At 66.4% G+C, this 21,801-nt stretch carries 17 protein-coding genes; 13 read left to right on the top strand and 4 right to left on the bottom strand.

The genetic code is table 11. The annotated features are described in order from the left end of the window. Positions 1-14 precede the first annotated feature (14 nt). Genes LV28_RS32545 through LV28_RS32570 form a run of 6 tightly spaced genes read left to right on the top strand, consistent with a single transcriptional unit; the run spans position 15 to position 7,251 of the window. The gene (locus LV28_RS32545) at positions 15-587 is read left to right on the top strand and encodes a LeuD/DmdB family oxidoreductase small subunit (RefSeq protein ID WP_023595250.1); all 573 of its coding nucleotides are present in this window, start codon (positions 15-17) and stop codon (positions 585-587) included. Beyond that, complete coding sequence (locus tag LV28_RS32550) at positions 581-2,266, top strand: hydantoinase B/oxoprolinase family protein (RefSeq protein ID WP_023595251.1); 1,686 nt, start codon at positions 581-583, stop codon at positions 2,264-2,266. The genes LV28_RS32545 and LV28_RS32550 overlap by 7 nt, the downstream gene beginning before the upstream one ends. Beyond that, a complete protein-coding gene (locus tag LV28_RS32555; RefSeq protein WP_023595252.1) occupies positions 2,263-4,314 on the top strand; it encodes a hydantoinase/oxoprolinase family protein in 2,052 nt (683 codons plus the stop codon). The genes LV28_RS32550 and LV28_RS32555 overlap by 4 nt, the downstream gene beginning before the upstream one ends. Positions 4,315-4,340: 26 nt before the next feature. After that, positions 4,341-4,961 carry a cysteine hydrolase family protein gene (locus tag LV28_RS32560; RefSeq protein WP_023595253.1) on the top strand — a complete coding sequence of 207 codons (621 nt, stop codon included), beginning with the start codon at positions 4,341-4,343 and terminating at the stop codon, positions 4,959-4,961. Then, on the top strand, positions 4,958-6,391 hold the full coding sequence (locus LV28_RS32565; RefSeq protein ID WP_038618080.1) for an FAD-dependent oxidoreductase: 1,434 nt from the start codon (positions 4,958-4,960) through the stop codon (positions 6,389-6,391). The genes LV28_RS32560 and LV28_RS32565 overlap by 4 nt, the downstream gene beginning before the upstream one ends. Further along, positions 6,388-7,251, top strand: coding sequence for an isocitrate lyase/PEP mutase family protein (locus LV28_RS32570; RefSeq protein WP_023871756.1), 864 nt, complete (start codon positions 6,388-6,390; stop codon positions 7,249-7,251). Before LV28_RS32565 ends, LV28_RS32570 begins: the two co-directional genes overlap by 4 nt. A 51-nt stretch (positions 7,252-7,302) precedes the next feature. Here LV28_RS32570 and LV28_RS32575 read toward each other — a convergent pair whose 3' ends face one another. Beyond that, positions 7,303-8,526: a CaiB/BaiF CoA transferase family protein gene (locus LV28_RS32575; RefSeq protein WP_038618078.1), complete on the bottom strand. Its 1,224-nt coding sequence runs from the start codon at positions 8,524-8,526 to the stop codon at positions 7,303-7,305. A gap of 255 nt (positions 8,527-8,781) precedes the next feature. On the opposite strand from LV28_RS32575, the gene alaS reads away from it, so the two are divergent. The 5 genes from alaS (at position 8,782) to LV28_RS32600 (ending at position 15,156) form a co-directional block, all read left to right on the top strand. Beyond that, complete coding sequence (gene alaS, locus LV28_RS32580) at positions 8,782-11,406, top strand: alanine--tRNA ligase (protein ID WP_023871754.1); 2,625 nt, start codon at positions 8,782-8,784, stop codon at positions 11,404-11,406. 220 nt (positions 11,407-11,626) lie between these two features. Continuing rightward, positions 11,627-12,865, top strand: a complete 1,239-nt coding sequence (locus tag LV28_RS32585) for a YbfB/YjiJ family MFS transporter (RefSeq protein WP_038618075.1) — start codon at positions 11,627-11,629, stop codon at positions 12,863-12,865. A gap of 54 nt (positions 12,866-12,919) precedes the next feature. After that, positions 12,920-13,690 carry a class II aldolase/adducin family protein gene (locus tag LV28_RS32590; RefSeq protein WP_038618072.1) on the top strand — a complete coding sequence of 257 codons (771 nt, stop codon included), beginning with the start codon at positions 12,920-12,922 and terminating at the stop codon, positions 13,688-13,690. A 79-nt stretch (positions 13,691-13,769) separates the two neighbouring features. Beyond that, on the top strand, positions 13,770-13,964 hold the full coding sequence (locus LV28_RS32595; RefSeq protein WP_038618069.1) for a 4-oxalocrotonate tautomerase: 195 nt from the start codon (positions 13,770-13,772) through the stop codon (positions 13,962-13,964). A gap of 142 nt (positions 13,965-14,106) precedes the next feature. After that, a complete protein-coding gene (locus LV28_RS32600; RefSeq protein WP_038621264.1) occupies positions 14,107-15,156 on the top strand; it encodes a threonine aldolase family protein in 1,050 nt (349 codons plus the stop codon). A gap of 128 nt (positions 15,157-15,284) precedes the next feature. On the opposite strand, the gene LV28_RS32605 is transcribed toward LV28_RS32600, so the two are convergent. Further along, a complete protein-coding gene (locus LV28_RS32605) occupies positions 15,285-16,529 on the bottom strand; it encodes a chloride channel protein (protein ID WP_024788772.1) in 1,245 nt (414 codons plus the stop codon). A gap of 367 nt (positions 16,530-16,896) precedes the next feature. Here LV28_RS32605 and LV28_RS32610 point away from each other — a divergent pair, with 367 nt between their 5' ends. Continuing rightward, positions 16,897-17,427, top strand: coding sequence for an NUDIX domain-containing protein (locus tag LV28_RS32610; RefSeq protein ID WP_023595261.1), 531 nt, complete (start codon positions 16,897-16,899; stop codon positions 17,425-17,427). A gap of 114 nt (positions 17,428-17,541) precedes the next feature. Then, a complete protein-coding gene (locus tag LV28_RS32615) occupies positions 17,542-17,769 on the top strand; it encodes a sulfurtransferase TusA family protein (RefSeq protein ID WP_010806302.1) in 228 nt (75 codons plus the stop codon). Positions 17,770-17,935: 166 nt separating this feature from the next. Here LV28_RS32615 and galU read toward each other — a convergent pair whose 3' ends face one another. Together galU and LV28_RS32625 are read right to left on the bottom strand one after the other, a co-directional pair. After that, positions 17,936-18,820 (bottom strand): UTP--glucose-1-phosphate uridylyltransferase GalU, encoded by an 885-nt coding sequence (galU, locus tag LV28_RS32620; RefSeq protein ID WP_025248915.1) that lies wholly within the window; start codon positions 18,818-18,820, stop codon positions 17,936-17,938. A 29-nt stretch (positions 18,821-18,849) separates the two neighbouring features. After that, positions 18,850-21,711, bottom strand: a complete 2,862-nt coding sequence (locus tag LV28_RS32625; protein WP_038618065.1) for a valine--tRNA ligase — start codon at positions 21,709-21,711, stop codon at positions 18,850-18,852. Between the last annotated feature and the right edge of the window lie 90 nt (positions 21,712-21,801).

Below are 21,801 nucleotides of genomic sequence, written 5' to 3' on the forward strand. Positions count from 1 at the left end.
GCCTCTCCTGAATCATGACAACGCCAACGTCTTCTTCCGGTCGGCCCGAGGCGAGCGGCCACGCGACTGACGCCGACACGCATCGCGCGTGGGTGGTCGGCGCCGATATCGATACCGACGCGCTCGCACCCGGCGCCTACATGAAGTTCGGCATCGACGAGATCGCACGCCACTGCCTGCATCGGGTGCGCCCGGAGTTCGCCGCGGGCGTGCGACCGGGCGACGTGCTCGTGGCCGGGCCGAACTTCGGCATTGGCTCGTCGCGCGAACAGGCGGCCGCCGCGCTGGTGCACCTGGGCGTGCGCGCGGTGATCGCACCGTCGTTCAACGGCCTCTATTTCCGCAATGCCTTCAATGTGGGGCTGTTGCTGCTCACCTGCGCCGACGCGTCGCGAATCGCCGAAGGCGAGGACCTGCGGCTCGCGCCGCGCGAGGGCTATGTCGAGCGTGCCGATGGCAGCCGGCTCGCCTGCGAGAGCGTGCCGGGGTTCCTCCTCGACATGGTCGACGCCGGCGGCCTGCTCAATCTGCTCAAGCGGCGCAGCGCGGCATCCCAACCGACATCACACGGAGTTTCTTCATGCTAGATCCCGTCACCCTGGCGGTCCTCAAAGGACGGCTGGAGCAGATCGCCGACGAAATGGACGCGACGCTCTACCGCAGCGCCTTCAATCCCATCATCGCCGAGGCGCACGACGCCTGCCACGGCATCTACGACGCCGCGACCGGCGCGACCCTCGTGCAGGGCAAGTCCGGCCTGCCGGTCTTCGTCGGCGCGATGGCCTTCGCCGTGCAGGCGGCCGCACGCACGGCCGCCGAGCGCGGCGGCATGATCGACGGCGACGTCTGGCTCTTCAACGATCCGTACGAAGGCGGCACGCACGCGAACGATTTCAAACTCGTGCGTCCCGTGTTCCGCGACGGCAAGCTCTATTGCTTTCTGGCGTCCGCCGCGCACTGGCACGACGTGGGCGGCGCGGTGCCGGGCAACTACAACCCGGCCGCGACCGAATGCTGGCAGGAAGCGGTGCAGATCCCGCCGGTGCGCATCGTACGGCGCGGCGAGCTCGACGCGGACGTGCTCGCGATCCTCAAGGCCAATACCCGTTTGCCCGACAGCCTTTGGGGCGATCTGAACGGGCAACTCGCCGCGCTCGAACTCGGTGCGAGGCGTCTGTCCGATCTGCTCGACGAGTATGGCGACGGCACGGTGCAGGACGCGCTGGCGCAATTGCGCGAGCGCGCCGTGAAGCTCATGCGCGCGCACGTGGCCGCGCTGCCGGATGGCGAGTACGTCTATCAGGACACGCTCGACAACGACGGCGTGCGCGACGAGCCGCTGACGATCGCGCTGCGCATGCGCGTGGCCGGCGAGTCGCTCACGCTCGATTTCACGGGGACGTCGCCCGCCTGCATGGGGCCGGTGAACATCTCGCGCGCGACCGCCATCGCGGCGTGCTACGTGGCGCTCAAGCACCTGTTCCCGGACGTGCCCGCCAATGCCGGTGTGCTCGACGCGGTACGGTTTGAGCTGCCCGACGGGTTGCTGATCTCGGCGCAACGCCCGCGTCCGGTGGGCGGCTATACCGAGACCATCCTGCGCATGATCGACGTGATCTTCTGTGCGATGGCGCAAGCCGCGCCCGAGCGGGCGATGGGGCAGGCGTACGGCACCATCAATGCGCTCTCGATCGCCGGCTACCGCACCGACCCGGCGCGGCGCGGTCAGCGCTGGGTGATGTTCAGCTTCTTCGGCGGCGGCCACGGCGGACACAGCGACGGCGATGGTCTGTCGCATGGCAACGCGCCGATCTCGACGGCCACCATTCCCCCGATCGAGATTCTCGAAGCCGCGTATCCGGTGCGCTTCACGCAGTGGGCGCTGCGCCCCGACTCCGCCGGCGACGGACGGCATCGCGGTGGCCTGGGCGCCATCTACGAAATCGAACTGCTCGAGGACAGCGCGGAAGCGTTCGTGTTCGGCGAGCGCGGACGCTCGGCGCCGCAAGGCATTGCGGGTGGCGCGGCGTCGGTGCCCAACGTGTTTCGCTATCAGAACGACGGCCAGTGGCATACGCCGCCGATGGCTTCGAAGATGCTCGGCATCAAGCTCGCGCGCGGGGAGCGCGTGCGGCTCGAGACGCCGGGCGGGGGCGGCTACGGCGCGCCGGCGGCGCGTGACGCCGCGGCACGCGCGCACGACCGCGCGATGGGATATGTGACGACCGGCGCGAACGACGCGCGCGAGAAGGAGCAACAGGCATGAGCGAAGCATCAACGATCGTCGGCGTCGACGTGGGCGGCACGTTTACCGATTTGTTCGTCCTCGACGAAGCCGCCGGCGTGGCGCGTATCGTCAAGGTACCCTCCACGCGCGGCGAGGAAGCACGCGGCTTCATGAACGGCATCGAGCGTGTCGACACGCAGGGACGCGGCGCGGGCGGTATCGCCACGATCGTGCACGGCACGACCGTGGGCACGAATGCCCTGCTCGAGCGCAAGGTGGCACGCACCGGCATTATTACCACGACAGGCTTTCGCGACGTGCTCGAAATGCGGCGCCGCGATCGCCCGGCCACCTGGGGCCTGCGCGGCAACTTCACACCCATCGTGCCGCGCGACCTGCGTCTCGAGGTCGATGAGCGGGTGCTGGCCGACGGCACGGTCCATACGGATGTAGACATTGCCCAGGTGGAAGCGGCCGCGCGCGAGTTGCTCGAGGCGGGCTGCGATGCCGTGTGCGTGTTCTTCGTCAACGCCTACGCGAATCCGGTCAACGAGCAGCGCGCCGTGGCCGCGGTGCGGGCGCTGTGGCCCAACGGCAACGTGACGGCGGCGACCGAGGTGCTGCCCGAGATTCGCGAATTCGAGCGATGCTCGACGGCCACGCTCAACGCGTCGCTCCAGCCGGTGGTGGGCAGCTACCTCACGCGTCTGGAGAGCGACCTGAAGGCGCGCGGCTTCGGCGGCGAACTGCTCGTGGTACAGAGCAACGGCGGCATCATGTCGCGTCAGACGGCGTGCGACGTGCCGGTGCGCACGGCGCTCTCCGGGCCGGCTGCCGGCGTGATCGCCTGTGCGGCCATCGCGCGGGCCGCGGGCTTCGCCAACGTGGTGACGGGTGACATGGGCGGGACGTCGTTCGACGTGTCGCTCGTGGCGGGCGGCGAGGCGTCGCTCTCGGCGCAGACGTCCATCGAATTCGGCATGGTGGTGCGCTCGCCGATGATCCAGATCGAGACGATCGGCGCCGGCGGCGGCTCGATCGCATCGGTGGATGCGGGCGGCCTGTTGCAGGTCGGTCCCGAATCGGCGGGCAGCATTCCCGGCCCGGCGTGCTACGGACGCGGCAACACGCGACCGACGGTGACCGACGCCAACGTGCTGCTCGGGCGCATTGCCGCCGACCGGCCGCTGGGTGGCGGTCTGCTCGCGAAACTCGACGCGAGCCTTGCCGCCAGCGCCATCGACGAGCATGTGGCCAAACCGCTCGGCCTCGACGTGTACGCCGCCGCCGAGGCGATGCTCACCGTCGCCAACGCCAAGATGGCCGGCGCCATTCGCCTGGTGTCGATCGAGCGCGGCCACGATCCGCGCCAGTTCGCCTATATGCCCTTCGGTGGCGGCGGCGCGCTGCACGTGTGCGCGATGATGCGCGAAGTCGGCACGACCACGGGCATCGTGCCGCGCTACCCGGGCGTGACCTCGGCGCTGGGCTGCGTGATCGCCGACATGCGACATGACAGCGTGCAAACGCTCAACCAGCCGCTCGCCGCGCTCGATACGGCAGATCTCGTGGCACGCGTCGAAGCGCTGGCCGAGGCCTGCCAGGCGCGCCTCGACTCCGCCGGCGTGCGCTTCGAAGGCGTGCGCGAGATCGTCGAGCTCGACATGCTCTACGTGGGCCAGAGCCATACGGTGCGCGTGCCCGTCACGCGCGAGCAGCTCGATCGCGACGGCATTGCCCGGGCGTTCGAGACCGCGTACCGCGACGCCTTCGGTCGCGCGCTCGAGGGCATTCCGGTGCGCATCATGAACCTGCGCTACGCGCGCATCGGCGTGCGCCCGAAGTTCGACCTGGCCGTGCTCGCGCCGCAGGCCGGCGCGATGCCCGAGTCGCTCGGCACACAGCGCGTCTATCACGCCGGACAGTGGTGGAACGCCGCACGCTACGCGCGCCTGGACTTGCCGGTCGCCGCTACCGTGGCCGGCCCCGCGATCCTCGAGCAGTCGGACACCACGATCTGGCTGGAGCCAGGGTTCTCGGGACGCGTCGACGCCCTGGGCAACCTGCTGATCACGCGCGACGCCTGAGCGGCGTGCGCACAACGGAGTTTGCAATGACACAAACGACGTCCGGGCTCGACGCGACGCGCACCGCGCTTGTCATCGTCGACCTGCAGAACGACTTCATCGCGCCGGGCGGCGCCTACGACCGGGGCGGGGCGGCCACGCGCGAGGCGCAGGCATTGCCCGCGCGTGTCGCGCCGGTGGCCGCGTCGCTCAAGGCGGCCGGTGGCTTCGTGGCGGCGAGCCAGTTCACGCTCTGGCCGGATGCGTCCGGCGAGCCGATGATCTCGCCGCATCTGCGGCAGTTGCGCCCGTTCCTGCGCCGGGGCGATTTCGTCGCCGGCTCGCCGGGCCATGGCACGGTCGCGCTGCTGGCCCCGCACGTGGATGTCTCGGTGTGGAAGGTCGCCTATTCGGCGTTCTTCAACACGCAGCTCGACTGGGTGCTTCGCCGTGCGGGCATCGACACGGTCGCGGTGTGCGGCATCGTGACGAACGGCGGTGTCGCCAGCACGGCACGCGACGCGCACATGCGCGACTATCGCGTGCTCGTGCTCGGCGACGGTTGCGCCGCGCCCACGCCTGCCATGCACGACGCCGCACTGGCCGACCTTCGCACCGTGGGCGAGATCGTGACTTGCGAGGCCTTCGCCGGCCTGATTGCAGGATGAGCGGCGCGGCTTCGGCGAGCGCGCCCGTGATTCGGCGCGGACAGCCGCCGGTGGACGATCTGCCGCAGGTCAGCGTGGTGATCGTCGGCGCCGGTGCTTGCGGCCTGAGCGCCGCGCTGATATTGCAGGATGCCGGCGTCGATTGCGTGGTGCTCGAGCGCGACGCCATGCCCAGCGGTTCGACGGCGCTCTCGTCCGGCTTCATTCCGGCCAGCGGCAGCGAGGTGCAGCGCACCGCCGGCATCGACGACAGTCCCGCGCGTTTCGCGGCCGACATCATGGCGAAGACCGATGGCACCGCTGCGGCCCATCTGGTGCGCGCCTATACCGAGGCGTCGGGTCCGGCGATGGATGCGCTTGCCCGGCACGGGCTGACGTTCGAGATCCTCGATGGCTTTCTGTATCCGGGGCACTCCGTGCGGCGCATGCACAGCCTGCCCGAGCGCACTGGCGCGGCGTTGATGGCCGCGCTGGAACGCGCCGTGCAGGCAACCGACGCCGCGATCCTTACCCGAACCCTCGTGCGCGAACTCTGGGTCGACGAGACGGGGCGGGTGCGGGCGGTGGGCGGCGTGCGTCCCGACGGTGCCATGGAGTACCTCGGCTGCGACGTCCTGCTGCTTGCCTGCAACGGCTTTGGCGGCAACGCGGCGCTGCGTGCCGAATGGCTCCCCGAGATGGCCGATGCGGTCTACGGCGGCCACGAGGGCAACGATGGCAGCGCCTTGCTCTGGGGGCGCGCGCTGGGCGCGGCCCAGGCCGACCTTGGCGGGTATCAGGGGCACGGGTCCTGGGCGAGTCCGCACGGCGTGCTGATTTCCTGGGCCGTCATCATGGACGGCGGTGTGCAGATCAATCGCGAAGGGCGGCGGTTTCACGACGAAACGCACGGTTATTCGGAAGCGGCGGTGCATGTGCTCGCGCAGCCGGGCGGCATTGCCTGGAACGTGTTCGACGCGCAAACGCTGGCGCTGGCGCGCACGTTCCCCGATTTTCAGGAGGCAGAGGCCGCCGGGGCGCTCAGGACATGCCCCGACGTCGAGGCCCTCGCGGCGACCATCGGCTGCGAGGCACACGTGCTGCGCGCCACGCTCGACAGTGTGGCGCCGGGCGTCGCGGCGGCCGACGGGCGCCGCTTCTCCCGCGCGCTCACGGCTCCGTACTACGCCGTGAAGGTCACCGGCGCGTTGTTTCACACGCAAGGCGGGCTCGACATCGACGCCCACTGCCGGGTGTTGCGCCCGGACGGCACCGCGCTGCCGAACCTGCTCGCCGCTGGCGGCGCGGCGCGCGGCGTATCGGGCAACGCGGTCTGGGGCTATCTGTCGGGCAACGGGCTGCTCTCGGCCGTCGCGGGAGGCTTCATCGCCGCGCACACGGCGATCGATGCGCTCGCCATCTCGCCAACTTCACAGGAGATTTCCCCATGACGACAACGTCGTCCCTGAAGGCGCGCCTGAACGAGGGCGTGCTGCTCGCGCCGGGCGTCTATGACGCACTCTCCGCGCTGATCGCGGCGCAGACCGGCTTCGAAGCGCTGTATCTGTCCGGGGCCTCCATTGCCTACACGCGGCTCGGGCGCTCCGACATCGGGCTGACCACCTACCCGGAAGTGGAAGACACGGTCGCGCGTATTGCCGAGCGGGTGTCGGTGCCGGTCATCGTCGACGCCGATACCGGCTTCGGCAACGCGCTGAACGTCAAGCGCACGGTGCGGGGGTTCGAACGCGCCGGCGCGGCCATGATCCAACTGGAGGATCAGACCTTTCCGAAACGCTGCGGTCATCTCGACGGCAAGGGCGTGATTCCCGCACAGGAAATGGCAGGCAAGATTCGCGCGGCGGTCGATGCCCGTCATGACGCGAACACGTTGATCCTCGCGCGCACCGACGCGATCGCGGTGGAGGGGCTGGAGGCCGCGCTCGATCGCGCCGAGCAGTATCTGGCGGCCGGTGCCGATGCGCTGTTCATCGAGGCGTTGCGCACGACCGAGCAGATGACGGCGGCATGCGAGCGTTTTGCCACGCGCGTGCCGTTGCTCGCCAACATGGTCGAGGGTGGCAAGACGCCGGTGCAAAGCGCGCAGGCGCTCGCCGACATCGGCTTTCGCATCGTCATCTTCCCGGGGGGCACCGCGCGCGCCGTGGCGCATACGCTACAGGGCTACTATGGCAACCTGCTCGCGCAGGGCACCACCGCCGCGTGGCGCGAACGGATGCTCGACTTCGACGGCCTGAACGCGGTGATCGAAACCCCCGCCTTGCTGGCCGACGGTCGGCGCTACGAGTAACAACGTCTTCCCGGCGCGCCGAGCGCGCCGGGGGGGGAGGCCGTCGCGGGGTCAGACGACGCCGTCGGCGCGCAGCCGGGCGATCCGCTCGGTGTCGAAGCCCAGGCGCTCGCGAAGGATGTCGTCGCTGTGCTGCCCAAGCGTGGGTGGCGCGGTGCGCGCCTCGGGCGGCGTCTCGCTCATCTTCATCGGACTGGCCACGAGCCGGGCCGTGCCGCCCGACGGGTGCGGCAATGCCACCTCCATGCCGCGGGCCTTCACCTGGGGATGCGCGAAGACTTCCGGCAACGTGTTGATGGGCCCGCACGGCACGCCCAGCGCCTCGAGCTTGTCGATCCACGCATCCTTGCCGAATTTGCGCACCATCTGTGCGAGCAGCGGCACCAGCACCTCACGGTGACGCACACGTGACGGATTGGTCGCGAAGCGCTCGTCGTCGGCCAGCGCGGGCTCGCCGCCCGCTTCCACGAACTTGCGGAATTGTCCGTCGTTGCCGACCGCGACGATGATCCAGCCGTCGTCGCCGGTCTGGAACGTCTGGTACGGCACGATGTTCGGATGCGCGTTGCCCCAGCGCACCGGCGCATTGCCGCTGGCCAGATAATTCGTGTTGAGGTTGGCGAGCATGGCGACCTGCGTGTCGAGCAGCGCCATGTCGATGTACTGGCCCACGCCGGTGCGGTCGCGGTGCGTGAGCGCGGCCATGATCGCGAGACTCGCATACATGCCCGTCATCAGGTCCGCAATGGCGACGCCCGCCTTCTGCGGACCGCCGCCGGGCAGCGCGTCGCGCTCGCCGGTCACGCTCATGAAGCCGCCGATGCCCTGAATAATGAAGTCGTACCCCGCGCGCGAGGCGTGCGGGCCGGTCTGGCCGAAACCGGTCACCGAGCAGTACACCAGATCGGGCTTGACCGCCTTGAGCGACGTGTAGTCCAGGCCGTACTTCGCCAGTTGACCGACCTTGTAATTCTCGACCACGACATCGCTTTGCGCCGCGAGTGCCCTGACGATCGCCTGGCCCTCCGGGCGCGAGATGTCGAGCGTGAGCGAGCGCTTGTTGCGGTTCGCCGCCAGGTAGTAGGCGGCTTCGGCGGTGTCGCGGCCCTCGGCGTCGCGTTGGTAGGGCGGGCCCCAGCTGCGCGTGTCGTCGCCCACGCCGGGGCGTTCGACCTTGATGACGTCGGCGCCCAGGTCCGCCAGATTCTGCGTGGCCCACGGCCCGGCCAGCACACGCGAAAGGTCGAGCACCCGGATATGACTCAGCGCACCCATCGTTCGTTATCTCCTTCGTGTCGTTGTCGGTCCCGCAATGCGAATTCAGGAAAATCACATGCGGAACGATGTTTTGCAATGCGGAACTTGTGACGCAAAGTCTACGGCGTCGCGGGGTGCGCTGACCAGCGTCGTTTCGCACTGCGGTTGGCGCGGCGACGCGGTGGGCGGGCCGATTTCCCGTATAATCAAAAGTTTGCAAAATATCCCGCCAGACGCCTTGTCTGGCCCGGTCCCCACGCTCTCACGCACGCTATGAAAGTCGCAGACATTCGGGAAAAATTCCTCAACTTCTTCGAGTCGAAGGGGCACACCATCGTGCGCTCGTCGAGCCTCGTGCCGTCCAACGACCCCACGCTGCTGTTTACGAACTCCGGCATGGTGCAGTTCAAGGACGTCTTCCTCGGTCTCGAGACGCGTCCGTACAAGCGCGCGACCACGGCCCAGCGCAGCGTGCGCGCCGGCGGCAAGCACAACGATCTGGAGAACGTGGGCTACACGGCACGTCACCACACGTTCTTCGAAATGCTGGGCAACTTCTCGTTCGGCGACTACTTCAAGCGCGAAGCGATCCAGTATGCGTGGGAGCTGCTCACGGAAGTCTACAAACTGCCCAAGGACAAGCTGTGGGTGACCGTCTACAAGGAAGACGACGAGGCTTACGACATCTGGGCGAAGGAAGTGGGGGTGCCGACCGAGCGCATCATCCGCATCGGCGACAACAAGGGTGCGCGCTACGCTTCGGACAACTTCTGGCAGATGGCCGACACCGGTCCGTGCGGCCCGTGCTCGGAAATCTTTTACGATCACGGTGCCGATGTGTGGGGCGGCCCGCCGGGATCGCCGGAAGAAGACGGCGATCGCTACATCGAGATCTGGAACCTCGTGTTCATGCAGTTCAACCGCGACGAGCAGGGCAACATGACGCCCCTGCCCAAGCCCTGCGTGGATACCGGCATGGGGCTCGAGCGTATTGCGGCCGTGCTCCAGCATGTGCACAGCAACTACGAGATCGATCTGTTCCAGCACCTGATCAAGGCTGCCGGGCGTGAGACCGGCGTGACCGACCTGAGCGCGAATTCGCTCAAGGTGATCGCCGATCACATCCGCGCCTGCTCGTTCCTGATCGTCGACGGCGTGATCCCGGGCAACGAGGGGCGCGGCTACGTGCTGCGTCGTATCATCCGCCGCGCGATCCGCCATGGCTACAAGCTCGGCTGCAAGACGCCGTTCTTCTACAAGCTCGTGCCGGATCTGGTGGCCGAGATGGGCGTGGCCTATCCGGAACTGGCGCAGGCGCAGCAACGCGTGACCGACGTGCTCAGGCAGGAAGAGGAACGCTTCGGCGAGACCATCGAGAACGGCATGGAGATTCTCGAAGGTGCGCTTGCGGATCTGGCCAAGCGCGGCGTGACCACGCTCGACGGCGAACTCGCCTTCAAGCTGCACGACACCTACGGCTTCCCGCTCGACCTGACCGCGGACGTGTGCCGCGAGCGCAGCATCACCGTCGACGAAGCCGGTTTCGACGCTGCCATGGCGCGCCAGCGCGAACAGGCGCGCGCGGCCGGCAAGTTCAAGATGGCGACCGCCCTCGAGTACACCGGCGACAAGACGCGCTTTCAGGGCTACGACACGCTCGCGCTCGAAGGCGCGCGGATCACGGCGCTTTACGTCGACGGCACGAGCGTGGGCAAGCTCGCCGCGGGCCAGCAGGGCATCGTGGTGCTCGATACCACGCCGTTCTACGCGGAGTCGGGCGGTCAGGTGGGCGATCAGGGGCTGATCACTGCTGGCGGCGCGCGTTTCGGCGTGTCGGACACGCAGAAGATCCAGGCAGACGTGTTCGGTCACTACGGCACGCTGGAGTCCGGCGAGCTGAAGGTGGGCGACACCGTCACGGCACAGGTCGATGCGGTGCGTCGTGCGCGCACCGTGCGCAACCACTCGGCGACCCACCTCATGCACAAGGCGCTGCGTGAAGTGCTCGGCTCGCACGTGCAGCAAAAGGGCTCGCTCGTCGATGCCGACAAGACCCGCTTCGACTTCGCCCACAACGCCGCGATGACCGCCGACGAAATTCGTCGCGTGGAAGACATCGTGAATGCCGAGGTACTGGCCAACGCGCCGACGCAGGCGGCGCTGATGTCGTTCGACGATGCCGTCAAGGGTGGCGCGATGGCGCTCTTCGGCGAGAAGTACGGCGACGAAGTGCGCGTGCTCGACATCGGTTCGTCGCGCGAACTGTGCGGCGGCACGCACGTGAGCCGCACGGGCGACATCGGTCTGTTCAAGATCGTGATGGAAGGCGGTGTGGCTGCCGGCATTCGTCGCGTGGAAGCGATCACCGGCGACAACTCGGTGCGCTTCGTGCAGAAGCTCGACGATCAGGTCAACGAGGCGGCGGCTGCGCTCAAGACGCAGCCGGCCGAACTCTCGCCGCGCATCGCGCAGGTGCAGGAGCAGGTCAAGTCGCTGGAGAAGGAACTGGCGGCGCTCAAGTCGAAGCTGGCTTCGAGCCAGGGCGACGAACTCGTCGAGAAGGCCGTCGACGTCAACGGCCTGAAGGTACTGGCCGCGCAACTCGAAGGTGCCGACGTCAAGACGCTGCGCGAGACGATGGACAAGCTCAAGGACAAGCTGGGCAGCGCGGCCGTCGTGCTGGCTGCGGTCGACGGCGGCAAGGTCAGCCTGATCGCGGGCGTGACGGCCGACTTCACCAGCAAGGTCAAGGCGGGTGAACTCGTCAACTTCGTCGCCCAGCAAGTCGGCGGCAAGGGGGGCGGCCGACCCGATATGGCGCAGGCCGGCGGCACCGATCCGTCGCAACTGCCGCAGGCGCTGGCCGGCGTGCAGGGCTGGGTGGCCGGCAAGCTGTAAGCGCTGGCGGTCCGATCGGCGCGCCCGGCGTCGTCACGCAACGTCGGGAGCACAAGGCAAAACGCGCACTTCGGTGCGCGTTTTGCTTTCATAGGGCGCTCATTGCCCCTTTTTGCACAAGGGAACCTGCGCAGTGCTCGATGGTTTGCATGTAAAGTATTCGGCAAACCCGGCGCGCCGAACGAGGAGCGCCGCATGAGAATCCCCCCCCACTCACGCCATGCCAGCCACACTCGCCGATTCCGAACGGTCCGTCCCGCCGCGCCAGCCTTCACCCGAACGGGCGGCCTGGCATATCGCCCTGTCGTGCATGCTCGCCCTCGCCATCGCCATGGGCATCGGGCGCTTCGCGTTCACGCCGATGCTGCCGCTGATGCTTCACGAGAAGCTCACCGACATCCAGCACGGCAGCTGGCTCGCATCGCTGAACTACGCCGGGTACTTCATCGGCGCGCTGTCGTGCATGTGGCTGCGCTTCACGCCGACATGGATCATCCGGTTTGCGCTTGCCGCAACGGTCGTGCTCACGTTGGCCATGGGCTTACTGGATTCGTTTGCCGTCTGGGCCGTGGTGCGCACGCTCGCTGGCGTGATGAGCGCATGGGCGATGGTGTTCTCGGCCGGCTGGGGGTTTCGCAAGCTCGGTGAGCTGCGCATGCCCAGCCTGGGCGGCGTGATCTTCGCCGGCCCCGGCGCGGGCATCGTGGTGACGGGCCTGCTCGCGAGCCTGAACGACAAGCTCTCCTGGCCGGCGCGCGGTGGCTGGCTGCTGTGCGGCGGGTTGGCGATGCTCCTGCTCGTCGCGATCTGGCGCACGTTCGTGGCCGACGCACCTGCCGCCGTCAAGACGTCGGACGGCGCCGCGGGCCATGCGGCGCCGCATGCGGTCAATCACGGCAGCGGCGAGAACGTGATTCCGGTCACCGTGCTCTACGGCTTTGCGGGGTTCGGCTACATCATCACGGCGACGTTTCTGCCGGTGATCGCGCGGCAGTCGCTGCCCGGTTCGCCCTGGCCCGATCTTTTCTTTCCGCTGCTCGGCCTGATGGTGATTCCCGGCGCCATCATCGGCGCGCGTGCGCCGCTTGCGTGGGACAACCGCCTGCTGCTCGCGGCCTGCTACGTCATGCAAGGCGTGGGCGTGGGCATCGGCATCGTTCTGCCGAACGTGGCGGGCTTCGCCCTGGGCAGCGTGCTCGTGGGCCTGCCATTTACCGCCATTACGGTGTATGCGGTGCGTGAATGCCGTCGTTTGCGTGGGGACAACGCCAATGGCCTGATCGGGCTGGTCACGGCATCCTATGGGATCGGGCAGATCGTCGGCCCACTGGTAGCCGCACCGCTGGTCGCTGCCACCGGCAGTTTCACGGCCGCGTTGCTGTGCGCGACCGGTGTACTCCTGCTGGGTGCCGTCGGGTTCGTGTGGGACTGGCGGCGTTCGCGTGAACTCGCGCCTTGATTTGCTTCTGAATTTCCATCGATTCTCCACACGACAACTCCGGAAGCCTCGCGTATGTCCTTTACCTTGCAGGCGGGCAGAAAAGCCGCCACGGCCATGAGCGACGCCGAACGTCGGATGCGCGTCGATCTCGCGGCCTGCTATCGTCTCGTGGCCCTGCACGGCTGGGACGACATGATCTACACCCACATCTCCGCGATGGTGCCCGGCGAGCCCGGTCACTTCCTGATCAACCCGTTCGGTCTCTCGTTCGACGAAGTGACGGCGTCGAACCTCGTCAAGATCACGATGAACGGCGAGATCGTCGGGGAGAGCGAACATCCGGTCAACGTGACGGGCTTTGCGCTGCACGGCGCCGTGCACGCCGCGCGGGCCGATGCGGTCTGTGTCATGCATTTGCACAACACCGCGGGCATTGCCGTGTCGATCCAGCCTCACGGCCTGTTGCCGATCTCTCAGCACGCGCTGCGCTTTCACGAGCGCATCGGCTATCACGAGTACGAAGGTCTGGCGTTCTCGCCCGCCGAAGGCGAGCGGCTCGTGGCCTCGCTCGGATCGCACCCGGCCATGCTCCTGCGCAACCATGGCACGCTCACGACCGGGCGCACGGTGGCCGAAGCGTTCGTGCTGATGGCCACGTTGATCAAGGCCTGCGAGATCCAGTTGCAGGCGTTGACGGGCGGTGCCACGCCGCATTTGCCGAGCGTGGCTGTGCAGGACAGGACGGCGCTTCAACTCGAGGACGGCGGTGCCGTCGAAGGCGTGCTGGAATGGCCGGCACTGCTGCGCAAACTCGATAGAATGGACGCCTCGTTTCGCGATTGAGCGCCGCTCGCGCGCAACGCCGGGGATGTCGGGTCCCCGATTCACCGATTGCCATAATCACACAAGGAGAGAGACTGCAATGCCAACGTTTCATGTCGAGATGTTCGAGGGGCGCACGGTCGAGCAAAAGCGCGCCTTCGTGAAAGCCGTGACCGAAGCTGCCGTGACCACCCTTGGTTGTTCGCCGGAATCCGTGGACATCATCATCACCGACATCAAGCGCGAGAACTGGGCCACGGGCGGCACGCTCTGGTCGGATCCGCGGCCCGAGTGATTCCGCGCCTGCCGGTGCCAGGCAAAGTCAGTGGCGGGGCGGGTGTCGCCCCGTCCGCCGTATCGAAGAGGTTGTCATGTCGCAAGTCCCGCCCGCATCGAACGCCCACGCCGCAGCCCATCGCGCCACGAGCGACGAGGCGATTGCAACGCCACAACATTTCGCATCGGACAATTACGCGGGTATCTGTCCGGAGGCGCTGCACTATCTGATCGAGGCCAACGCCAGCGGCCATGAAGTCGCCTATGGCGACGACCGCTGGACACAGCGTGTGTGCGACGGCATTCGGCAACTGTTCGACACCGACTGCGAGGTCTTCTTCGTGTTCAACGGTACGGCGGCGAATTCGCTGGCCCTCGCGTCGCTCTCGCAGTCGTATCACTCCGTGATCTGTCACGAACTGGCACACGTCGAGACGGACGAATGTGGCGGCCCCGAATTTTTCTCCAACGGCGCCAAGCTGCTCACGGCGCGCGGACGCGAGAACAACGGCAAGCTCACGCCCGACGCCGTGGAATCCGTCATCAATCGCCGCTCCGATATCCACTTCCCGAAGCCCCGGGTGGTGACCCTTACCCAGGCCACCGAGGTCGGCACGGTCTATACGGTCGATGAGGTCAAGGCGATCGCCGCCGTGGCAAAGCGGCGCAACCTGCGAGTGCACATGGACGGCGCGCGCTTTGCCAACGCCGTGGCCACGCTGGGCTGCCACCCCGGGGATGTGACCTGGCGCGCCGGTGTCGACGTCCTGTGTTTCGGCGGTACCAAGAACGGTCTGCCGGTGGGAGAGGCCGTGGTGTTCTTCAACCGGTCGCTGGCCGAGGACTTCGCCTACCGGGTGAAGCAGGCCGGGCAACTGGCGTCGAAGATGCGTTTCATTTCCGCCCCGTGGCTCGGCATGCTGGAAAACGACACCTGGCTGCGCAATGCGCGCCATGCCAATGCGATGGCACGACACCTGGCGCAGCGGATCCGCGATCTGCCCGGCGTGTCGCTGATGTTCGAGACGCAGGCCAATGCCGTGTTCGCGGAGCTGCCTCTGCACGTTATCGAAGCGTTACGCGCGAAGGGGTGGCGCTTCTATACGTTCATCGGCGCAGGTGGCTGCCGCTTCATGTGCGCCTGGGACACGCGACCGGAGACGGTCGAACGTCTGGCGGCCGATATCCGGGAACTGAGCACGAAGACCTGAGCGCCGCACGCCCTCACGTAAGCGACGTAACGTCGGCGACCGGCGTGACGTGTGGCGTGGTGAGCGGGGGGGCGCGTCGCGCGAGAGCGGCGGCGCCGCTCGCGCGCTTATTTTCGCTTCGTCCGGCGCTAGGCCTGACGCGGTGCCGGCACCGTGGGCGTGAGGAACCGGTGCGCGAGTGTGTGGTAGAACGACGGCGCAATGGTCTTCGACACCTGGGTCGACAGCAGCGCCACGGCCATCAGCGGGATCACCATCTGATGGCCGTCGATCATTTCCATCACGATCACGAAAGACGTGATCGGCGACTGCGTGACGGCGGCGAGGTACCCGACCATGCACAGGGCGGCCATCGCCGGTAGTGGCACCACGGATGTGACGTGCGCCATGACGTTGCCCAGTCCCGCGCCAATGGCGAGCGACGGCGCAAAGATGCCGCCGGGAATGCCAGACAGATACGACACGCTCAGTGCCGCGAACTTCAGCAGGGCGTAGAACGGCGACAGCGCCGCATGCGATTCGAGCAGACCGCGTGCCTCGGCGTAGCCGCTGCCGAAGGTCGTGCCGCCGGAGACGATGCCGATGACGGCGATCGCCAGCCCGCACAGGAAGGCAAACCGCACCGGATACGCGCGACGCAGGCCGACGAGCGGCGCCGGCATCCAGCGCGGTACGTTCAGCATCAGCCAGCCAAATGCCCCGCCCGCCACCCCTGTCAGCACACTCGCGCCGATAAGCACCGGGATCAGCGCGAAGGTGAGGTCGCTGAGCGCCTTGATGTGTCCGAAATACAGATAATTGCCCTGCAAGCCGAGTGCCACGATGCCGGAAAAAATGATCGCCGTGATCAGCGTGCCGCTGCTTCGTGCCACGAAACTGCGGCTCAACTCTTCAATGGCGAAAACGACACCGGCAAGCGGTGTGTTGAACGCTGCCGCCAGCCCCGCGGCAGCGCCTGCGAGTGCCAGTTGTCGCTCGATGTGCACGCTGCTGCGGCGATAGCCGCGTCGCATGGCATACATCAGCGACGCGCCGATCTGGACGGTCGGCCCTTCGCGTCCAATGGTGAAACCGCACAGAATTCCAAGAAACGACACGATGATCTTGCCGATCATGATGCGCAGGGAGAGCAGCGTCTTGGAAAGGCGTGCGTCCTGCAATGTGGCGATGACCTGCGGTATGCCGCTGCCTTCGGAGCCCTGGAAGAACTTCTGCGTCAGCCAGATCGCCAGAGAGGCACCGAGCGGCGTAATGACGAGCGGCAGCCAGAAGCCATGCGACAGCATGCGCTGGAACAGCTCGAAACCGAAGTCCACCAGCTTGGCGTACGCCACGGACACCAGACCCACGAGTACCGCGCCAAGCCAGAACACACCGTAGTTGTGCCAGAGTCGCTGGGAGCGCCGTGCGCCGCGTCGTGCCAGTCGTGCCGCATGTGAGCGAGCGTTTGAGGCGGACGATGATGCCGATGCCTCGGACGAAGTCGACGCGCCGGACTGGCCCGACGTCGCGGATGCGTCGGAAGGGGACGGCGACGTGTGAGCCGATGCGTTGCCGTCTGCGGCAGACGGGGAATTCGGTGGGAAATCTGACACGGGACCGAGAGCGATAATTGAAAGACGTTGGCCGATTATACGCGTGAGGCCCCTAGGGGGTTGGTCCGATGCGGTCCCGGAATCTGCCGAATGTGCAGCGCGTCATGAGTTCATTTAAGATATTCGGATTCGCCGAAGAACGATCATGAACGAACTCCATTTCTGTCCCCGCTGCGCTTCGCCGCTCGACTCCCGCGATGTCGCGGGGCGTATTCGCCGCGCTTGTCCCGATGCGGCTTGCGGTTTCATCCACTGGGACAATCCGCTGCCGGTGGTGGCCGGTCTCGTCGAATATCGCGGTCAGATCCTGCTGGCGCGAAATGCCGCCTGGACCGAAGGAATGTTCGCGCTCATCACGGGTTTTCTCGAGCGCGACGAAACCCCGGAAGACGGTATCCGCCGGGAGATCAAGGAAGAGACCAATCTGGACGCCAATGCGATCTCGCTGCTCGGTGTCTACGAATTCATGCGTAAGAACGAGTTGATCATCGCCTATCACGCGGTTTGCGACGGCGATATCTGCCTGTCCGAGGAGTTGGCCGAATTCCGCCTCGTCGCGCCAGAGCGCGTGCGCCCGTGGCCCGCGGGCACCGGCCACGCGGTCGCCGAGTGGCTGCGTCGGCGCAATCTTCCGGTGGAGTATGTCGAATCGGCTCGTCTGTCCATCGCCGGCTAATGAACCTCGGGCACATCGACACGTCGGGCGCGAGCATCGACTGCGGTAGAATCGGGGGTTTGCGGGGCCATCCCGACACAAGATTCGAACGAGACTGAAACGAGGGACACAAGCATGGAATTCCAGAAAGAAGTCGACGCGAGCGGCCTGAACTGCCCGCTGCCGATCCTGCGTGCGAAGAAGGCACTGGCCGAAATGCAAAGCGGCGAAGTGCTGCACATCATCGCCACGGACCCGGGCTCGGCGCGCGATTTCAGTGCATTCGCCAAGCAGACGGGCAACGAACTCATCGAGTCGCGCGAAGAAGGCAAGACATTCCACTTCCTGATGCGTCGCCGCTAACGATGCAACGGCCGGCGGGCGCGCCCATCGGCTCGCCATTGCGGTCGCCTTCCCGAGGGATCGCGGCCCGGTCGCAAGACCCGTAATCGCCCCGCCGCGGGCACAAAAAAGCCGACGGACATGCCGTCGGCTTTTTCATTGGCGTACACGCCGCGCGATCCTCGCATCACACGAGGTCGCCGCGCACCTCGCGCAGGTAGTCGCGGAAAGCGTCCTTGAGTTCGGGGTGACGCAATGCGAACTCCACCGTGGCCTTCAGATAACCGAGCTTGCTGCCGCAGTCGAAGCGCTTGCCCTGATAGCGATAGGCAAGCACGACTTCATCCTGCATGAGCTTCTGGATGGCGTCGGTGAGCTGGATTTCTCCGCCCGAGCCCGGATCGATCTCGCGAATGCAATCGAAGATGCGCGGACGCAGCACGTAACGGCCCACCACACCCAGGTTCGACGGCGCATTTTCCGGTGCTGGCTTCTCGACGATGTTCGTGAGCTTGACGATATCCTTCTCGCCCCACTCGTTGCCTGCGACGATCCCGTACGAGCGGCTTTGCTCGATGGGGATCTCTTCCACGCCGATGATCGAGTTGTGATACTGGTTGTACAGATCGACCATCTGCTTGAGCACCGGCGGCTGGCCGTCGAGCAGGTCGTCGGCGAGGATGACCGCGAACGGTTCGTCGCCCACCAGCTTCTCCGCACACAGCACGGCGTGGCCCAGGCCGAGCGCCTTGGGCTGGCGCACGTAGAAGCAATCGATGTGCGGGGGCTTGATCGAGTGCACCACGTCGAGCAGCGCCTGCTTGTTCTTCGCCTCGAGTTCCGCCTCGAGTTCGAAGGCCGTGTCGAAGTGGTCTTCGATCGCGCGCTTGTTGCGGCCCGTGACGAAGATCATTTCGGTGATGCCGGCGGCCGCCGCTTCTTCCACCGCGTATTGAATCAGCGGTTTGTCCACCACCGGCAGCATTTCCTTCGGGCTGGCCTTGGTGGCGGGGAGGAAGCGGGTGCCGAGGCCCGCCACGGGGAACACGGCTTTGGTCACAACGGTTTTCATTGGTATCTCCCTGATGGATTCAAAGCGTCTCAGGCAGGCAGGCGGGCGAGCTGCGCCTGCAATTTGCCGAGAACGGCTTCAAAGTCGACCAATCGTTGCTTCTCGAGTTCCACGACATTTGCCGGCGCGCGTGCCACGAAGCTCTCGTTGGACAGCTTGCCGTGGCATTTCGCGATCTCGCCTTCGAGACGCTTCACTTCCTTGCCGAGACGCTCGCGCTCGGCTGCCACGTCGATTTCCACCTTCAGCGCCAGCTTGTTGGCGCCCACCACGGCCAGCGGTGCGCCGGCGGCTTGCGCGTCGAGCGTCGCCTCGTCGGCCAGCACCTGCACTTCGGACAGCTTCGCCAGCGTTTGCAGATACGGCGCGATGGACGTCAGGAAGTCCACGTCACCCGCGACGAGCAGCGGCACGCGTTGCGCGGGTGACAGGTTCATCTCGCCACGCAGATTGCGGCACGCGTCGACCGCGGCCTTCAGTTGCTGCATCCAGGCTTCGTCGGCTTCGTCGATCTTGCTCATGTCGGCCACCGGATACGGCTGCACCATGATGCTGGCTTCGCCCGCGGCCTTGTCCGCCGGATAACGGCCGGCCAGCGGCGCGACCTTCTGCCAGAGCGCTTCGGTGATGAACGGAATGATCGGGTGAGCCAGGCGCAGTACCGTCTCGAGCACGCGCAGCAGCGTGCGGCGCGTGGCGCGTTGCTGCGCCGGCGTGCCGTTCTGGATCTGCCACTTGGCCAGTTCGACGTACCAGTCGCAATACTCGTCCCACACGAACTTGTAGATCGCGCTGGCGATGTTGTCGAAGCGATAGTCGGCGAAGCCCTTCTCGACGTCGGCTTCCACGCGCTGGAGCAGGGACACGATCCAACGGTCGGCGCGCGAGAAATCGAGCTGGCCGTCGGGGCCGCAGTCGCCCACGCAAGGGGCCAGGCCGCAATCCTGGCCTTCGCAGTTCATCAGCACGAAGCGCGTGGCGTTCCACAGCTTGTTGCAGAAGTTGCGATAGCCTTCGCAGCGCGCGAGATCGAAGTTGATGTTGCGGCCGAGCGTGGCCATCGACGCGAACGTGAAGCGCAGCGCATCGGTACCGAACGGCGCGATGCCGTCCGGGAATTCCTTGCGCGTCTTCTTCTCGATGCTCGCTGCCTGCTTCGGATTCATGAGGCCGGTGGTGCGCTTGGCGAGCAGCGCGTCGAGCGACACGCCGTCGACGATGTCGATCGGATCGAGCGTGTTGCCCTTCGACTTGGACATCTTCTGACCTTCGGCATCGCGCACCAGACCGTGCACGTACACGGTCTTGAACGGCACCTTGCCGGTGAAGTGCGTGGTCATCATGACCATGCGCGCCACCCAGAAGAAGATGATGTCGAACCCGGTGACCAGCACCGAAGATGGCAGGAAGTGCTTCAGTTCCGGCGTTTCCTGCGGCCAGCCAAGCGACGAGAACGGCACCAGCGCCGACGAGAACCATGTGTCGAGCACATCCTCGTCGCGCTTGAGCGCGCCGGTCGAACCGGCGGCGCGCGCCTTCTCGAGGGCTTCTTCCTCGCTGCGGGCGACGAACACGTTGCCGGCGTCGTCGTACCACGCCGGGATCTGGTGGCCCCACCAGAGCTGACGGGAAATACACCAGTCCTGGATGTTCTCCAGCCACTGGTTGTACGTCGTGGTCCAGTTCTCGGGGACGAACTTGATTTCGCCGCTGCGCACGACGTCGAGCGCGGTCTCGGTGATCGACTTGCCCGGATGGAACGTGCCCTCCGGCGCCGGCTTGCTCATGGCCACGAACCACTGATCGGTGAGCATCGGCTCGATGACCGTGCCGGTGCGGTCGCTGCGCGGCACCATCAGCTTGTGCGGCTTGACGGACTCGAGCAGGCCCTGCGCGTCGAGATCGGCCACGATCTGCTTGCGCGCGTCGAAACGGTCCAGGCCGCGGTACTTTTCCGGTGCGTTGTCGTTGATCTTCGCGTCGAGCGTGAGGATGTTGATCTGCGGCAGGTTGTGACGCAGACCGACGGCATAGTCGTTGAAGTCGTGCGCGGGCGTGACCTTGACCACGCCGGTGCCGAACTCGCGATCGACGTAATCGTCGGCGATGATCGGGATTTCACGCTCGGATAGCGGCAATTTGGCCGTCTTGCCAATGAGATGGCGGTAGCGCTCGTCTTCCGGATGCACCATCAGCGCGGTGTCGCCGAGCATCGTTTCCGGACGCGTGGTGGCGACCGTAAGCGCGCCCGAGCCGTCGGCGAGCGGGTAGCGGATGTGCCACAGCGAGCCTTCTTCTTCCTCGCTCACCACTTCCAGGTCGGACACGGCGGTGAGCAGCGTCGATTCCCAGTTCACGAGACGCTTGCCGCGGTAGATCAGGCCTTGCTCGTAGAGCGTGACGAACACGTCGCGCACCGCCCGCGACATCTTTTCGTCCATCGTGAAGTACTCGCGACTCCAGTCGATGGAGGCGCCCAGGCGTCGCACCTGACGCGTGATCGTGCTGCCCGATTGCTCCTTCCACTCCCAGACGCGCTCGACGAACTTTTCCCGACCGAGGTCGTGGCGCGAGACCTTCTGGGCGTCGAGCTGGCGTTCGACGACGATCTGCGTGGCAATGCCCGCGTGGTCGGTGCCCGGCACCCATAGGGTGTTCGCGCCCTTCATGCGGTGATAGCGGGTCAGGCCATCCATGATCGTCTGGTTGAACGCGTGACCCATATGCAGCGTGCCGGTGACGTTCGGCGGCGGCAACTGGATGCTGAAATCTTCACGGGCGTCGTCGAAAGTCGGCCGGGCATAGCCGCGGCGCTCCCATTCGGGGCCCCAGTGGGCTTCGACGTCCTGCGGCTCGAAGCTCTTGGCAAGCGTATTGTCGCTGTCGCTCATGGATTGGATGGACCGTGTAATGCGTGAAACCCTGAATTATAAAAGATTCGGTGCCATTTCCGCGCCGCAGCAGGATTTATAATCGGGCTT

The sequence above is a fragment of the Pandoraea pnomenusa genome (assembly GCF_000767615.3).
Taxonomy (GTDB): Bacteria; Pseudomonadota; Gammaproteobacteria; order Burkholderiales; family Burkholderiaceae; genus Pandoraea; species Pandoraea pnomenusa.

Coding starts and splice junctions, on each gene's coding strand:
- LV28_RS32615 (WP_010806302.1), top strand. CDS start 17,542: ATGGAATTCCAGAAAGAAGTCGACGCGAGCGGCCTGAACTGCCCGCTG.
- LV28_RS32590 (WP_038618072.1), top strand. CDS start 12,920: ATGTCCTTTACCTTGCAGGCGGGCAGAAAAGCCGCCACGGCCATGAGC.
- LV28_RS32575 (WP_038618078.1), bottom strand. CDS start 8,526: ATGGGTGCGCTGAGTCATATCCGGGTGCTCGACCTTTCGCGTGTGCTG.
- LV28_RS32585 (WP_038618075.1), top strand. CDS start 11,627: ATGCCAGCCACACTCGCCGATTCCGAACGGTCCGTCCCGCCGCGCCAG.
- alaS (WP_023871754.1), top strand. CDS start 8,782: ATGAAAGTCGCAGACATTCGGGAAAAATTCCTCAACTTCTTCGAGTCG.
- LV28_RS32565 (WP_038618080.1), top strand. CDS start 4,958: ATGAGCGGCGCGGCTTCGGCGAGCGCGCCCGTGATTCGGCGCGGACAG.
- LV28_RS32610 (WP_023595261.1), top strand. CDS start 16,897: ATGAACGAACTCCATTTCTGTCCCCGCTGCGCTTCGCCGCTCGACTCC.
- LV28_RS32555 (WP_023595252.1), top strand. CDS start 2,263: ATGAGCGAAGCATCAACGATCGTCGGCGTCGACGTGGGCGGCACGTTT.
- LV28_RS32595 (WP_038618069.1), top strand. CDS start 13,770: ATGCCAACGTTTCATGTCGAGATGTTCGAGGGGCGCACGGTCGAGCAA.
- LV28_RS32545 (WP_023595250.1), top strand. CDS start 15: ATGACAACGCCAACGTCTTCTTCCGGTCGGCCCGAGGCGAGCGGCCAC.
- LV28_RS32560 (WP_023595253.1), top strand. CDS start 4,341: ATGACACAAACGACGTCCGGGCTCGACGCGACGCGCACCGCGCTTGTC.
- LV28_RS32625 (WP_038618065.1), bottom strand. CDS start 21,711: ATGAGCGACAGCGACAATACGCTTGCCAAGAGCTTCGAGCCGCAGGAC.
- galU (WP_025248915.1), bottom strand. CDS start 18,820: ATGAAAACCGTTGTGACCAAAGCCGTGTTCCCCGTGGCGGGCCTCGGC.
- LV28_RS32550 (WP_023595251.1), top strand. CDS start 581: ATGCTAGATCCCGTCACCCTGGCGGTCCTCAAAGGACGGCTGGAGCAG.
- LV28_RS32570 (WP_023871756.1), top strand. CDS start 6,388: ATGACGACAACGTCGTCCCTGAAGGCGCGCCTGAACGAGGGCGTGCTG.